Source organism: Kribbella sp. HUAS MG21 (assembly GCF_040254265.1).
Lineage (GTDB): Bacteria > Actinomycetota > Actinomycetes > Propionibacteriales > Kribbellaceae > Kribbella.
Genome location: NZ_CP158165.1, coordinates 7,017,070 through 7,031,119, shown reverse-complemented (window position 1 = coordinate 7,031,119; position 14,050 = coordinate 7,017,070). Strand labels below are relative to the sequence as shown.

Below are 14,050 nucleotides of genomic sequence, written 5' to 3'. Positions count from 1 at the left end.
GCAATTACTCAATGATCATTGAGTCAATGAACGTTGAACGAGGCGAGCTGGCGGACCGGGCCCGGGTACATGCGGCGCTCGGTGATCCCGCGCGGCTGGCCGTGGTGGACATGCTGGTGGTCGCCGGGGACTCCGCGCCGGGTGAGCTCGCCGCAGCGCTGGACCTGCCGACGAACCTCGTCGCGCATCATCTGAAGGTCCTCGAAGAGGCAGGCGTGGTCGCCCGCACGCGCTCCGAAGGCGACCGGCGCCGTACCTACGTCCGCCTGTGCCCGGAAGCGATCGCTGCGATCTCGGCCACTGCTCTGACACCGGCGAAGCGCGTGGTCTTCGTCTGCACCCGGAACTCCGCACGCTCCCAGCTGGCGGCGGCGATCTGGTCCCGTCGGAGTGACGTGCCCGCGGCCTCCGCGGGCACGGAGCCGGCCGAGCGGGTGCATCCGCGGGCGCTGAAGATCGCCCGCCGGCACGGTCTGGATCCGGCCCGCTGGCGGCCCGCGCTGATGCGGGACGTCGTACGGCGGGACGATCTGCTGATCGCGGTGTGCGACAACGCGTACGAGCAGTTACGCCCGGAGGATCCGCCGCGGCTGCACTGGTCGGTCCCGGACCCGGCACCGGCCGACACCGACGAGGCCTTCGAAGCCGCCTACACCGACCTCGCCGACCGCATCGACCGGCTGGCGCCGCGCACCCAGATGAGCACCTGGTGAGTGGGCCACGGGCGCAGCCGCTGTGGCGGCGGGTTGTCGCCGAGGGACTGGGGACGGCATTGCTGGTGACCGTGGTCGTCGGCTCGGGGATCGCGGCCGCGCGGCTGTCACCCGGAGACACCGGGCTCCAGTTGCTCGAGAACGCGTTTGCGACCGCGTTGGGCCTGGCGGTGCTGATCCTGATGCTGGGACCGATCTCGGGCGCGCACTTCAACCCGGTCGTGTCCGCCGTCGATTGCTGGTTCGGTCAACGAAACCAAGGGTTGTCCATGAAGGACCTCGCCGCGTATGTCCCAGCCCAGGTGCTCGGCGCGATCGCCGGTGCCGTGCTCGCCAACCTGATGTACGGCGAGCAAGCGGTGTCCTGGTCCTCCACCGACCGTTCGGCGACGCACCTCTGGATCGGCGAGACCGTGGCCACCGCGGGGCTGATCGTGCTCATCTTCTCGCTGGCCCGCTCCGGACGCTCCGCGGCAGCGCCCGCGGCGGTCGGCGCGTACATCGGCGCGGCCTACTGGTTCACGTCGTCCACGTCGTTCGCCAACCCGGCGGTCACGATCGGCCGCGCGTTCAGCGACACCTTCGCCGGGATCGCACCGGAATCGGTGCCGGCCTTCGTGGTGTTCCAGGTGATCGGCGCGGCCGTCGGCGCCGTACTCGTCCTTGCCCTCTATCCAGCGACCGCTTCAGCTGACGAGGCCGTCGTACCGCACTCGGAGTCGGGAGTTCGTTCGTGAGCAAACCTGTTGTGCTGTTCGTCTGCGTGCACAACGCGGGCCGTTCGCAGATGGCCGCGGGATGGCTGCGGCACCTGGCGGGCGACGCCGTCGACGTCCGCTCGGCCGGCTCCGCGCCGAAGGATCAGTTGAACCCGGTCGCGGTCGAGGCCGTGCGCGAGGTCGGGATCGACATCGCCGGTACGACGCCGCGGCTGCTCGACACCGACGACGTACGGGCCAGCGACGTCGTGATCACCATGGGGTGCGGGGACACCTGCCCGATCTTCCCCGGCAAGCGCTACGAGGACTGGGAGCTCACCGACCCGGCCGGCCGGCCGATCGAGGTCGTCCGCGAGGTCCGCGACGAGATCCGGGCCCGCGTCGAGAAGCTCGTCGCGGAGCTCACACTCAACTGAGCTCGACAATCCGGTCGGCAACTGCGGCGAGCAGCTCCCGGTCGTGGGAGATCGCCAGTACGCCGATGTCGTCGGCGCGGGCGCGGTCGACGAGGTGAGACCAGATCCGCGCCTGGGTCAGGGCGTCGACGCTGGCGGTGATCTCGTCCGCGATGAGATACCGAGGATTGCTCAGCAGCGCACGGGCGAGGTTGACCCGCTGGAGTTCGCCACCGCTGATCTCGTGCGGGAAGCGGTCGCGCCAGGCAGGACTGACCAGTTCCGGTGGCGTGTCGCCCGCACCGGCCTCGGCGAGGATGTCGCGGACCTTCCAGTGCGGGTTCATGGCGCGCTCCGGATGCTGCAGCACCAGCTGCACGGGATGCGGACCACCGACCCGCGGATCCGTGTCGATCCGGCCGCGCCCCGCCGTGAGCAGTCCGGCGAGAAGCCGCCCGATCGTGCTCTTGCCCGAGCCGCTCGGCCCGGCCAGCCCGATGATCTCGCCCGGCGCGAGCTCGATCGAGAAACCCTCGACGATCCACGGTCCGCGCGCGGAGTACCGGTACCAGAGATCCTTCGCGGTCAGCATGCCGGCACCGTGAACCCGTTGCCCGGCAGCGCCTCCCAGAGCGCCTTCGCGTACGGATGCCGCAGCCGGCCCTCCGTGAACGCGGCGGGTTCGGCGCTCTCGACGGTGCGTCCGTCGTGGCAGATCACGACGGTGTCCGCGATCTCCAGCGCTCCGCGCAGTTCGTGCGTGATGAGTACGACGGCCCGCCCGGCGTCGGCCTGATCCCGGAAGTCGTTGAGCACCGCGGCGACATCGGCGGCGGGCAGTCCCGGCGTCGGCTCGTCGGCGAGGACGAGCCGCGGATCGCCCATCGTCGCCATGCTCACGAGGACCCGGCGGATCATCCCACCGGACAGCTCGTGCGGATAACGCCGCAGTACTTCCGGACCGAGACCGCGGGCCTCCAACGCGATCGCGGCCGCACGCCGAGGGTCCGGGCGCCCGGCGAGGCGGGCGGAGCGTGCGACCTGACGTCCGACGGTCGCCAGCGGATCGAGGTAGTCGACCGACTGCGGCAGCAGCGCGATCTCGTGACCCGCGAGCGCGCGGCGGCCCGCGGCGGGAAGGCGGCGGCCGTCGTACCTGATGACCCCGGACTCGGAGGCGTTCGGTGGCAGCATGCCGAGGACGGCGTGCGCCAGCAGGGTCTTGCCCGCGCCGGAGGCGCCGACGAGCGCGACAACCTGACCGCGCTCGGCGGACAGGTCCATGCCGGCCAGCCCGACGATCTCGCGGCGGCGCAGCCCGCGTTCGTACTGCACGAACGAGACCCTTAGGTCCTCGATGGTCAGCAGCGCGGTCACAGGTGGTGGCTCCTCGGGTCGAGCAGGGCGCGGGTGTTCTCGCCGATCGTGTCGACGAGCTTGACGACGACGAGCAGGCAGAGGCCGGGAAGAACGGCAAGCCACCAGGCACCGGCGGACAGGAAGCGCATCGACTCGGCGAGCAGTACGCCGACCGACGGCTCCGCGGGATCCACGCCGAGACCGAGGAACGACAGCGCGGCCTCGTGCAGGATCGCATGCGGGAACAGCAGCACCGTCCCGACCAGGAAGTGCCCGAGCAACTGCGGTACGACGTGCCGGCGGGCGATCCACCAGCGCCCGCGACCGAGCTGCCGCGAGATCGCGACGTACTCCGACGACACCACCTGGCGGGCGTGCCCGCGCAGGACCCGCGTCAGCGACGGCCAATGGGTGACGGCGACAGCGATGATCACCGCGCGGGTGCCGCCGCCGAGCGCGAACGCCAGCAGGATCAGCAGCACGAGATGGGGGAGCGCCAGGAAGAGGTCGACCACCCAGGTCACGGCGCGATCGACCAGACGACCGCCGAGCGCGGCGGCGCAGGCCATCAGGACGGCGACGGCGCCGGAGATGACGGCCGCGCTGACCCCGACGACGAGACTCAGCCGGAGCCCGGACAGCACACGCGCGAGCATGTCGCGGCCGAGGCGATCGGTGCCGAAGAGGTGCTGCCAGGAGGGGCTGAGATTGCGTTCGGACAGGTGTGTGGTGCCGGCGGCGTCGACGGACAACGTACCGGCGACGACCACGCTCGCGACGACCACGACGGATACGGCGACCACTGCGATCGTGCGGCGACGCCGGTCGACCAACGGGCCGCGACGGGTGCTGTCGGCAACGATGTCGGTCATCGCACCTCCTTGAGACGCCGGATCCTCGGATCCAGCCACGCATGCAGTACGTCGCCCACCTGGTTGCCGACGTACACGAAGACGGTGGTGAACAAAGCGATGGCCAGTAGCAACGGAACGTCCTGCCCGAGGGCGGCCGCGGTCGTCGCGGCGCCGAGGCCGGGATAGGAGAAGACCTGTTCCGCGAGCACGGAGCCGCCGAAGAGTTCGCCGAGGGAGCTGAACTGAAGCAGCAGCGCAGGCCCGGCGGCGTTGCGGAGTACGCGATGGATCACCAAGCCGAGGGTGCGTTCGCCCTGGGCCCGGGCGAAGGCGACGTAGTCGCTGGCCATCGCGACGGTGACGGCCTGGCGCGTGTGCAGCGTCACCGGCGCGATGCCAACCAGGCTCAAGGTGAGGGCCGGAAGCAACAAGTGGTGCAGCCGGTCGAGCAGTCCGACCTCACTCGCGACGGTCCCCACCGGTACGGCGCAGCAGATCGGGGTCCACTGCAACGACACGGAGAAGACGTAGAGCAACAGAAGCCCGACCCAGAACGTCGGCGCGGACGCGAGCGTGTACGCCCACCAGGTGATGACGCGATCGGCCCAGCGACCACGCCGTACGCCGGCGACCAGGCCGAGGACGAAGCCGATCACACCGGACAGGCACCAGGCGACGGCCATCAGGGCGAGGCTGGTAAGGAACTTCCCGGCGATCACGGCGGCGACCGGCTGGTTGAACGTGTGCGAGTGGCCGAGGTCGCCGCGGGCGACGTGCGACAGCCAGGTGGCGAAGCGTTCGAGCGGCGGGTCGTTCAGGCCCCAGCGTTCCGCGATCTGGGCGCGTTGCTCGGGTCCGATGGCCGCGATGTCGCCGCCGACGTACGCGTCGATCGGGTCGACGGGTGAGGCCGCCATCAGCGCGAACGAGGCGGCGGCGACCGCGGCGAGCAGGAGCACAAGGCGCGCGAACCGGGAGGCCAGCGCCCGTAGTAGCTGGGCGTTCAACAGGTCCAGCGCCATCCGGTGATGCCGGCCGTGATCGGCCAGCCGTGGCCGTGCGGTTCGAGCTGCGGCTTGCCGATGTCGAGGCAGTCGCTGACGAAGTACGTGTGCTGGAGGTTGACCAGCCAGGCCCACGCGGCGTCACCCGACGGGCCGAAACCGTTGCCGTCGGCGTCCTTCTGGGCGGCCTTCCAGTACTTCGCCGCGACGTCCTGGTCGGTCGCGTTCAGCGCGGCGTCGAGGTTGTGCTGGACGACCGGGTTGGAGTAGTAGCCGGGGTTCCAGTACTCGACGCCGGCCGCGGTGCTCGAGTAGAGGTGATACATCTCGGTCGGATCGTGGCTGCCCCAGCCGAACAGGACGGCGTCCGCGTGCAGGCGCTTGTCGATGACGTCCCAGCTCACGCCCTTCGCGGTGATCTCGACGCCGATCGGCTTCACCATGTCGGCGACGCTCAGCGCGAGTCCCTGGCGGATCGTGTCGTCCGCCGGGTAGAGCAGCGTGAACGCCGCCTTCACCCCGGCACGCTCCCGGACGCCGTCGCCGTCGCCGTCCTTCCAGCCGGCGGCGTCCAGCAGCTCCTTCGCCTTGCCCGGGTCGTTGCCCTCGATCGCGGACGACGGCTCGTACCACGGCAGTCCGTCGACCGGGCCGGTCGCGGGGGAGCCGTAGCCCTCGAGCACGCCGTCGACCAGCGCCTGGCGGTCCACGGCCTGGTTGATCGCCTGCCGGACCGCCTTGTCGGACGTGACGTTGTTGCCGATCGGCAGGCCGTCGGCGGTCTTCTTCCCGGTGTCGGCGACGTACGGGAACATCAGGCCCCGGTTGTCGACCGACTTCACCGGAACGACCTTCATCCCCGGAACGGCGGTCTTGGCGAGGCCGGCGGGTACTGCGGCCATCGACGCCTGGCCCGCCTTCGCCGCGGCGAGCGCGCCGTCCTCACCGGCGAACGTGAAGACGACCCGCTCGAACGCCGGCTTTGGGCCGTAGTAGTTCTCGTTGCGCTGAACGATCAGCTGCTGGCCCTCGTCCCACTGGACGAACGTGAACGGCCCGGAGCCGATCGGGTGCCGGGCATAGTCCTTGCCGTGGGCATGCTTCGGGACGATCCCGAGCGACACCAACCGGTTCACGAACGTGCTCTGCGGGCGTTTGAGGTGCAGGTCGACGGTGTCGTTGTCGACCGCGACCGCCTTGGCGAGGGCGGTGACGTCGGTCAGGCCGCCGCTCCTGGCCGCGATGCTGAAGGTGTACGCGACGTCCTCGGCGGTCACCGGCTTGCCGTCGCTGAAGTTCGCGTCGGCGCGCAGGTCGACGGTCCAGACGAGGCCGTTCGCGCTGACCGTGTGCTTGGTGGCGAGATCGTTGACGACGTTCATCTCCGCGTCGCGGGCGAGCAGCGTCGACTGGAACAACGGAGCGCCGTACCGGCCCCAGCCCAGGGTCGGGTCGTACCCGTCCTCCGACTCGCCCCCGATCGCGAGCCGGAGTTCCTTCGGCACGGGTTTCCCCGCGCCGGAGCCCGCGTCGTCGACACCGGCCGCACAGCCCGTCACACCCACCCCGACCAGCACGGCCGTCACCACCGCACACGACTTTCTGACCCCACCGAGCACCGCGCCCTCCACGCCTCAGATGCGACTTGATCGCATCAACCGACGGCAACCTACGACGCGACATGCCCGCTGCGCAACTGACCTGTCAGCGATCGGACGCGACGAGGTCGCGAAGGAAGCGCTGCGATGTCTGCTTGCGGTAGCCCGTGCGTCGGTAGAACTCGTGAGCGTCGAGGCGGTGGTCCGCGCTGGTGACCTCCATCCGCGAGCAGCCCTTCGTGGCGGCGAAGGACTCCGCTGCCGAGACGAGCCGCCGTCCGATGCCCTGGCCGCGGGCCTGCGCGGCGACGACCAGGGCGACGATGCGTGCCCAGGAGCCGGTGCGTTCGAAGAACGGGCAGACGTAGACCGCGATCACCCCGAGGAGGTTGCCGTCGGCATCGGCCACGTATGCCGTTCCGGCGGGGTCTTCGGCCCACGCCTGGATCCGCGCCGCTGTCGTGCCGTCCTGGGGATAGCCGAGTTCGTGCAGAAGTCCGCTGATGGCGGCCGCGTCTGCCGGCTGGGCTGGTCTGATGTGGAGCATCAGGTGATCGGGAGGTCGAAGTAGGTGTTCGGGTAGGGCTCGTTGCGGAGGGTGTAGTGCCACCACTCGTAGGCGTAGCGCTCGAAGCCGGCTGCTTCCATGATGGTGGCCAGGGTTTCGCGGTTGGTCGCTTCGGAGGCGGTGATGCCTGGTGCGCCGTGGTGCGAGATCGAGTCCATCAGGTCGTGGTCGCCGCCCATCGGGACCAGTTCGCCGGTGTCCAGGGCGAACAGGGTCAGGTCGACCGCGCTGCCCCGGGTGTGGCTGGAGCGCGTCGCGACGTACCCGTTCTCGAACATCGTGGCGCGGTTGATGTTCGGGTAGTGGCGAGGTTTCGTGCGGCCGTCCTCCGGAAGCTCCGACCAGCGCAGGAAGCTGTCGACCGCGCGCTGCGGCCGGTAGCCGTCCCAGAGCAGCAAGCCGAAGCCGAGCGGCTCTGCCTTCTCCCGCGCGGTGTCCAGCGCCGCGCACAACGCCCGCGTGCCGACGATCCGGTTCGCCGCGTAGCCGTCGACCGGCTTCCCGGTGAAGTTGTCCCAGGTCGCGTACTTCGCGTCCCACCGGATCCCGGCCGCGAACTCGTCGACGTACACCAGCTCCGCGGTCATCGCGCCTTCCCGGTCAGTGTCAAGGTCACCAGCCGGTCGATCACCTCGCCCAGCGGGATGCCCGCGGCCGCCATCATCCGCGGATAGCGGCTGTACGACGTCAGGCCCGGGAAGGTGTTGACCTCGTTGAGCACCACCTTCCCGTCCGGGGTGAGGAACAGGTCGACCCGCGCGAGCCCGCCGCACCCGAGCGCGCGGTAGACGGCCTTCGCGGTCTCCTGGACCAGCGAGCGCGCCTCCGCCGAGATGTCCGCCGGCACGACGAACGTCGAGTTCTCTGAGCCGGTCTCCGGTGACGCTTCCTGGTGGATCTTGAAGAACCCGTGGGTGAGCGCGACCCGGTCCACCTCGCCGACCGTCAGCTCGGGGTCGTTCCCGAGGATCGCGCAGCCGATCTCGCTGCCGACGACGGCCTCCTCGATCAGGATCTTCCCGTCGTACTGCGCCGCGTCCGCGATCGCGGCCGCCAGCTCGTCCTTGTCCGCCACCTTGCTGACGCCGAACGACGAACCGGAGCGGGCCGGCTTCACGAACACGGGGTACGTCAGCTCGGCGGGATCGATGGGCTCGTCGGGGGTGACGGTCCAGAAGTTCGGCGTCGCGATGCCCGCGTTCCGGGTGACGAGGTACGTGAGGGTCTTGTCCATGCACAGGGCCGAGCTCTGGATGTCGCAGCCGACGTAGGGGATGCCCGACAGCTCCAGGAGGCCTTGGATCGCGCCGTCCTCACCGCCCTTGCCGTGCAGTACCGGGAGGACCACGTCCAGGCTGATCGTGCGGTACTGACCGTGCCGGATGCGCGAGCCGAGCCGGTCGGCCTCCATCACGAGCAGCCCGTGGACACTGCGGTCCGGCGACAGCTCGACCGGCACGCACTTGCTGTTCTCCCAGTCACGGGCCGGTGCGTCGCAGAGCTTCCAGGCGCCGGTCTTCGCGATCCCGATGTAGTACGGCTCGTACTTGTCGGTGTCGAGATGTTTCGCGACCTCCTGCGCCGATTTGACGGAGACGTCGTGCTCCTCGGAGGAGCCGCCGAACAAGATTCCGACCTTCAACCTATCCATGCTGGTTCCTGCTTTCGAAGTTCAGGCAATTGACGAGAGAGTTTTCGACGGTGTCCCGGAGAGCACGGTCGGTGTAGTACGCGGTGTGCGGACTGATCAGGACGGTGGGCACCCGCTGCAATCGCAGCAGCAGTTCGTTGTCCAGAGTCTGGTTGCTGTGGTCGGCGTAGAAGATTCCTTCTTCGCCTTCGAGGACGTCCAGTGCGGCACCGCCCAGGCGCCCGGATTCCAGAGCTTCCAGCAATGCCTCGGTGTCGAGCAGCGGGCCGCGCCCGGTGTTGATCACGACGGCGCCGGGACGCATTGCCGCAATGCGCCGGCGATTCAGCAGATGATGCGTTTCCGGCGTCAGCGGCGTGTGCAGCGTGACGATGTCCGACTGCTGCAGCAGCTCGTCGAGCGAGACGTACTCGGCGGACGTCTTGGACCATTTGTCGGTCGCCACGACCCGGCAGCCGAAGCCCCGCAAACGATCCATGACGGCGGCGCCGATGCGTCCCGTCCCGACCACGCCGACGGTGAGTTCCCGCAGTTCACGGCCGCGTACGTCGTTCAACCGGTAGTCGTGCAGGTCCGTGCGCCGGACGACGGACTGCGCGTTGCGGATCGCCATCAGCATGAGCATCAAGGTGTAGTCGGCGACGCTGTCGGGGGAGTAGTTGACGTTCCCGACCGAAATGCCGAGACTTTCCGCGAACCGTACGTCGAGATGGTTGAAACCGATGCTCCGCGTGGAGATGTACGCGACCCCGACGCGGCTCAAGGCGCTGAGCGTGGAATTGGTGACTCGGGCTTTGTGCCCGATACTGATGCATTGATTGCCGGCGGCCAACTCGGCATTCTCCTCGGTGACCGCTTCGGTGACGAACGTCGGCAGGACGCCGAAACGCGGGGCCAATTCCCGGAACAGCTCGGCCTCGTCCGGTTCGCAGCCGAAGATCGTGATTCCCGTCGTCGCGACGACGGAAGGAGCTCCGGCGGCCAGTTCGCTGTGGGTCATGCCGTCAAGTCAAGGCCGAGAGGCGTTGTCAACGCGTATGGGGTTTTCGATATGCCGACGACATGTCAGCCACCAGCCGCGCGACACCAGCGCCGCCAGCCCGGCCCCCGTGGCGTTGAGCAGGACGTCGTCGACAGAGGACACCCGGTCGAGTCGGAGGACGTACTGCGCCGTCTCGACGAGGACCGAGCACCCGGCCGCGAGCGCGACCACCCGCGGCACCGACGCCAGCGCCCGGAACCGGAGCGGCGCGAGGAAGCCGAGAGCCGCGAACACCAACAAGTTGCCGACCAGTTGGCCCGGCCCCATCGTCAGCAGGTCGCGCAGCGGCACCAGGCTCACCCGGCCGGGGACCTCGCCCGCGCCACTGCCCGGCAGCATGGTCATCCAGACCCACGGCACCGTCCCGTACCCGATGCCGACCTCGGCCAGCGCCGTACGCCAGGCCCAGGCCGGCGAAGTACCCGTGGCAACCCGCCGACGTGCCAACACCCAGGCCACGGCCGCGGCGAGTGGCAGCGCGAGGATCGCCAGGAGCGCAACGCCGTTGTAGGTACCGAACCAGCCGTGCCAGCCCGTGATCCGCACGCTATCTCCGCCGTTCTCGTCTGCTCTGCCGTTGCCTCAGGTAGAGGCCGAACGCCCGGTACACCATCGGGCGCAGCGGCAGGTCCCACTCGCCGACGTACCGCACCGCTTCTCCGCCGGTGCCGACCTTGAACTGGATCAGGCCGACATGCGGGTCGTCGGCGTCGAGCGTCGGCGTGATGCCGCGCAGGCTGTACACGTCGCACCCGGCCGCGAGGGCGTCGCGGATCATCGCCCACTGGCAGGCATTCGACCCGCGGACCTCACGCTTCTCGGTCGACGAGGCGCCGTACGCATACCACGCCTGACCGCCGACGCGGATCATGACCGCGGCGGCGACGAGCTGGCCCTCGTGATGCGCCGAGTAGAGCCGGATCCGGTCCGGCTCCTCGACGCGCATCGCGGCGAACATCGTCTCGAAGTACCGCAGCGGCCGCGGTGTGAAGCGGTCGCGTTCCGCGGTGTGGACGTAGAGGTCGTGGAACGTCTTCAGCTCGTCGCCGGTCGTGACCTCGACGCCCGCCTTGGCCGCCTTCTTGATGTTGCGGCGCCACTGCTGGTTCATGCCTTGGAGTACGTCGGCCTCGGTCCGGCCGGCCAGCGGCAGTTCGAAGGTGAACTGCGGGTGCCCGGTCCCGAAGCCGTCCTCCGGGTTCTGCGGCAACCAGCCGGCCTCGCGCAGCCACGCGGTCACCTGAGCGCCGGTCTGCTCGCTCGGAAGGTCCGTCAGCCGGGTGATCGCGCGGTCCGCGATGCCCTCCTTGACCTGGGCCGCGGTCCAGGTCCCGGTCCGCACCGGCGGCCCGAGCCGGATCGCGAACGCGCCGTGCGCCCGGAGCCGGCTCGCCAAGGGACCGAGCCAGGCGTCGAGGTTGCCGTTCCAGTCGATGACCGGGCCTTCAGGCAGATAGGCCAGCGTGAAGCGCTCGAGCCGGGGGACCGGGCGGTGCAGCACGAGGCCCGCGCCGACCAGGCTCGTACCGTCGTACCAACCGAGGGACTCGCTGCGCCACTCGGTCTTCACCTGGGCCCACGCGGGCGTCTGCAGGAAGCTCACCGACCGCTGTGCCCGGACGAACGCGAGGTGCTCCGCGGCGCTGATCGGACGGACGACCAGGCTCACCGCTGCATCCTCGGATCATGCGTCGGATCGGCGTACCTGGGCGGGCATCCGTGCTCGACAGCCTCCGGGCGCAACTCGTAGTGCCAGGGCTCGTTGTCGTAGATCTGGCACAGCCCGTACGCCGCACCGTGCTCGGACAGCCAGGCGGTGGCATCGGAGCGCCCGATGTCGATCGCCTGCCCCGACACGTGCGGAGAGGTCTCGGGCGTCGCCACCCACCGAGCCGCCTCCTCCGCTGAGCCGTACTTCGAGACTGCCTGACGCAGCAGCTCTTCCTGGTAGGCCGGTGAACGCCAGCCGCTGTTGACGTAGAACACGACCCCGTCGCCCGCGGCGTCCTTCGCGGCCCGGCGCAACGCGCTCAACAGCGACGGATCGAGGTTGACCACCGCGGGTACCTCGTCGTCGAACACCGTCACGCCCTGGCCGACCGCGCCGTCCGCCGCGCCGAGCGCCCTGTCCTCCGCGCCCGTCGACGCGACCGGCGCGGAGGACAGCGCCAGCGACTGGTGGATGAAGATGCCGGCCACCGCGACGTTGGCGAGCAGGAAGGCGGTGCGGATCGTCGATCTGGTCCGGCGACTCGCCGTACGGACTGGTTGGCTGGCAGACATGCGGCCAGTCAACGCACCGCGGTGTTGCCGGTGCGTATCACGAATTCGATACACGGACGATATGGTCCGGCCCGTAGCATTGGTACCGTGCGCGTACTGATCGTCGAGGACGAGCCCGAGCTGGCGGGTGCGATCCGCGACGGCCTGCGCCTGGAGGCGATCGCGGCCGACATCGCCGGAGACGGCGACACCGCGCTCGAGCTGCTGAGCGTGAACGAGTACGACATCGCCGTCCTCGACCGCGACATCCCGGGCCCGTCCGGTGACGAGATCGCCCAACGGATCGTTGCCTCCGGCAGCGGTATGCCGATCCTGATGCTGACCGCCGCCGCCCGGCTGGACGACAAGGCGTCCGGGTTCGAGCTCGGCGCCGACGACTACCTCACGAAGCCCTTCGAGCTCCAGGAACTCGTGCTGCGGCTGCGCGCGCTCGACCGGCGGCGCGCCCACAATCGGCCGCCTGTCCGCGAGATCGCGGGCCTGCGGCTCGACCCGTTCCGCCGCGAGGTCTACCGCGACGGGCGGTACGTCGCCCTCACCCGGAAGCAGTTCGCCGTACTCGAGGTCCTGGTCGCGGCGGAAGGCGGCATCGTCAGCGCCGAGGAGTTGCTGGCGCGGGCCTGGGACGAGAACGCCGACCCGTTCACGAACGCCGCCCGGATCACCGTCTCCGCGCTCCGCAAGCGGCTCGGCGAACCGTGGATCATCGCGACCGTGACCGGCGTCGGGTACCGCATCGACACCGACGGCGCACGTGGCTAGGACGCCGGGCCTCAGCGTCCGGCTGAAGCTCACGCTGAGCTACGCCGGCTTCCTGATGCTCGCGGGCGCGCTGCTGCTCGGGGCGGTGTGGGCGTTCCTCCTGCGGTACGTCCCCGACCGGATGATGATCATCCCCGGCAGCACCGACTTCGACATGACCGGGCCGTTTCCCATCCGGTCCAAGCTCCTGGAGGTGTTCGCGCCGCGGGCAGCCGTGGTCCTGCTGATCCTGCTGGTCGTCGGTCTGCTCGGCGGCTGGATCCTCGCCGGCCGGATGCTGGCGCCGTTGAACCGGATCACCGAGGCCACCCGGCTGACGGCGAGCGGTTCGCTCACGCACCGGATCGAGCTGCCCGGTCCCAGTGACGAGTTCCGCGAGCTGGCCGACGCGTTCGACGCGATGCTCGCGCGGCTGGAGGCGCACGACGCGGAGCAGCAGCGGTTCGCCGCGAACGCCTCGCACGAGCTGCGTACTCCGCTGGCGATCACGAAGACCATGCTCGACGTGGCTCACAACGATCCTGGCCGCGACGACGGTGACCTTGTCGAGAGGCTGCGCGCCGTCAACGCCCGGGCGATCGATCTCACCGAGGCGTTGCTCCTGCTCAGCCGCGCGGATCAGCTGTCGTTGGCTCGCGAGCGCGTCGACCTCTCGCTGCTCGCGGAAGAGGCCGTGGAGACGCTGCTGCCACTCGCGGAGCAGCGCGGTGTCGCGATCGAGTCCACCGCCGAGGCGGGTTTCACGTGCGGGTCGCAGGCGCTGCTGCTCCAGCTGACCACGAACCTCGTGCACAACGCGATCGTGCACAACCTGCCCGCCGGCGGCACCGTGTGGATCACGACGCGCGGCGACGGGCAGCGGGCGGTGCTCACGGTCGAGAACACCGGCGACCGCGTGAGTCCGCGCGTCGTGTCCACGTTGACCGAGCCGTTCCAGCGCGGGACCGAGCGCGTGCACAGCGACCACGGCGGCGTCGGTCTCGGCCTCGCGATCGTGAAGAGCATCACCAAGGCCCACGACGGCACGCTGACCGTCGTACCGCGGCTCGGCGAGACCGGCGGGCTCCGCATCACGGTGGATTTCCCGGCGGCGCCCTGAACC

General features: G+C 69.7%; 17 protein-coding genes. 5 read left to right on the top strand and 12 right to left on the bottom strand.

Features of this window, described 5'->3' with window-relative positions:
* The first annotated feature begins 26 nt into the window (after positions 1-26).
* The 3 genes from ABN611_RS33950 to ABN611_RS33940 are packed head-to-tail and all read left to right on the top strand — an operon-like array spanning position 27 to position 1,848.
* Complete coding sequence (locus tag ABN611_RS33950; protein ID WP_350276379.1) at positions 27-713, top strand: helix-turn-helix domain-containing protein; 687 nt, start codon at positions 27-29, stop codon at positions 711-713.
* Complete coding sequence (locus ABN611_RS33945) at positions 710-1,450, top strand: MIP/aquaporin family protein (RefSeq protein ID WP_350276378.1); 741 nt, start codon at positions 710-712, stop codon at positions 1,448-1,450. The genes ABN611_RS33950 and ABN611_RS33945 overlap by 4 nt, the downstream gene beginning before the upstream one ends.
* Positions 1,447-1,848, top strand: a complete 402-nt coding sequence (locus ABN611_RS33940; protein ID WP_350276377.1) for an arsenate reductase ArsC — start codon at positions 1,447-1,449, stop codon at positions 1,846-1,848. Before ABN611_RS33945 ends, ABN611_RS33940 begins: the two co-directional genes overlap by 4 nt.
* Here ABN611_RS33940 and ABN611_RS33935 read toward each other — a convergent pair.
* The 12 genes from ABN611_RS33935 to ABN611_RS33880 form a co-directional block, all read right to left on the bottom strand.
* On the bottom strand, positions 1,841-2,419 hold the full coding sequence (locus tag ABN611_RS33935) for an ATP-binding cassette domain-containing protein (RefSeq protein ID WP_350276376.1): 579 nt from the start codon (positions 2,417-2,419) through the stop codon (positions 1,841-1,843). The genes ABN611_RS33940 and ABN611_RS33935 overlap by 8 nt on opposite strands.
* Positions 2,413-3,204 carry an ATP-binding cassette domain-containing protein gene (locus ABN611_RS33930; protein ID WP_350276375.1) on the bottom strand — a complete coding sequence of 264 codons (792 nt, stop codon included), beginning with the start codon at positions 3,202-3,204 and terminating at the stop codon, positions 2,413-2,415. The genes ABN611_RS33935 and ABN611_RS33930 overlap by 7 nt, the downstream gene beginning before the upstream one ends.
* Positions 3,201-4,058: an ABC transporter permease gene (locus tag ABN611_RS33925; RefSeq protein ID WP_350276374.1), complete on the bottom strand. Its 858-nt coding sequence runs from the start codon at positions 4,056-4,058 to the stop codon at positions 3,201-3,203. Before ABN611_RS33925 ends, ABN611_RS33930 begins: the two co-directional genes overlap by 4 nt.
* Positions 4,055-5,062 (bottom strand): ABC transporter permease, encoded by a 1,008-nt coding sequence (locus ABN611_RS33920; protein ID WP_350276373.1) that lies wholly within the window; start codon positions 5,060-5,062, stop codon positions 4,055-4,057. Before ABN611_RS33920 ends, ABN611_RS33925 begins: the two co-directional genes overlap by 4 nt.
* Positions 5,044-6,630, bottom strand: a complete 1,587-nt coding sequence (locus ABN611_RS33915) for an ABC transporter substrate-binding protein (protein ID WP_350276372.1) — start codon at positions 6,628-6,630, stop codon at positions 5,044-5,046. Before ABN611_RS33915 ends, ABN611_RS33920 begins: the two co-directional genes overlap by 19 nt.
* Positions 6,631-6,748: 118 nt before the next feature.
* Positions 6,749-7,189, bottom strand: coding sequence for a GNAT family N-acetyltransferase (locus ABN611_RS33910; RefSeq protein ID WP_350276371.1), 441 nt, complete (start codon positions 7,187-7,189; stop codon positions 6,749-6,751).
* Entirely contained in the window at positions 7,189-7,797 is a 609-nt protein-coding gene (vanX, locus tag ABN611_RS33905; protein WP_350276370.1) for a D-Ala-D-Ala dipeptidase VanX, read from the bottom strand. The genes ABN611_RS33910 and vanX overlap by 1 nt, the downstream gene beginning before the upstream one ends.
* Positions 7,794-8,861: a D-alanine--(R)-lactate ligase gene (vanA, locus tag ABN611_RS33900; protein WP_350276369.1), complete on the bottom strand. Its 1,068-nt coding sequence runs from the start codon at positions 8,859-8,861 to the stop codon at positions 7,794-7,796. Before vanA ends, vanX begins: the two co-directional genes overlap by 4 nt.
* Positions 8,854-9,861: a D-isomer specific 2-hydroxyacid dehydrogenase family protein gene (locus tag ABN611_RS33895; RefSeq protein ID WP_350276368.1), complete on the bottom strand. Its 1,008-nt coding sequence runs from the start codon at positions 9,859-9,861 to the stop codon at positions 8,854-8,856. Before ABN611_RS33895 ends, vanA begins: the two co-directional genes overlap by 8 nt.
* A gap of 9 nt (positions 9,862-9,870) precedes the next feature.
* Positions 9,871-10,449 carry a VanZ family protein gene (locus ABN611_RS33890; RefSeq protein WP_350276367.1) on the bottom strand — a complete coding sequence of 193 codons (579 nt, stop codon included), beginning with the start codon at positions 10,447-10,449 and terminating at the stop codon, positions 9,871-9,873.
* Between the two features lies 1 nt (position 10,450).
* Positions 10,451-11,572 carry a peptidoglycan bridge formation glycyltransferase FemA/FemB family protein gene (locus tag ABN611_RS33885; protein ID WP_350276366.1) on the bottom strand — a complete coding sequence of 374 codons (1,122 nt, stop codon included), beginning with the start codon at positions 11,570-11,572 and terminating at the stop codon, positions 10,451-10,453.
* On the bottom strand, positions 11,569-12,186 hold the full coding sequence (locus tag ABN611_RS33880) for a M15 family metallopeptidase (protein WP_350276365.1): 618 nt from the start codon (positions 12,184-12,186) through the stop codon (positions 11,569-11,571). The genes ABN611_RS33885 and ABN611_RS33880 overlap by 4 nt, the downstream gene beginning before the upstream one ends.
* A gap of 87 nt (positions 12,187-12,273) precedes the next feature.
* Here ABN611_RS33880 and ABN611_RS33875 point away from each other — a divergent pair, with 87 nt between their 5' ends.
* Complete coding sequence (locus tag ABN611_RS33875) at positions 12,274-12,948, top strand: response regulator transcription factor (protein ID WP_350276364.1); 675 nt, start codon at positions 12,274-12,276, stop codon at positions 12,946-12,948.
* Positions 12,941-14,047, top strand: coding sequence for a HAMP domain-containing sensor histidine kinase (locus ABN611_RS33870; protein ID WP_350276363.1), 1,107 nt, complete (start codon positions 12,941-12,943; stop codon positions 14,045-14,047). The genes ABN611_RS33875 and ABN611_RS33870 overlap by 8 nt, the downstream gene beginning before the upstream one ends.
* Positions 14,048-14,050: the final 3 nt, after the last annotated feature.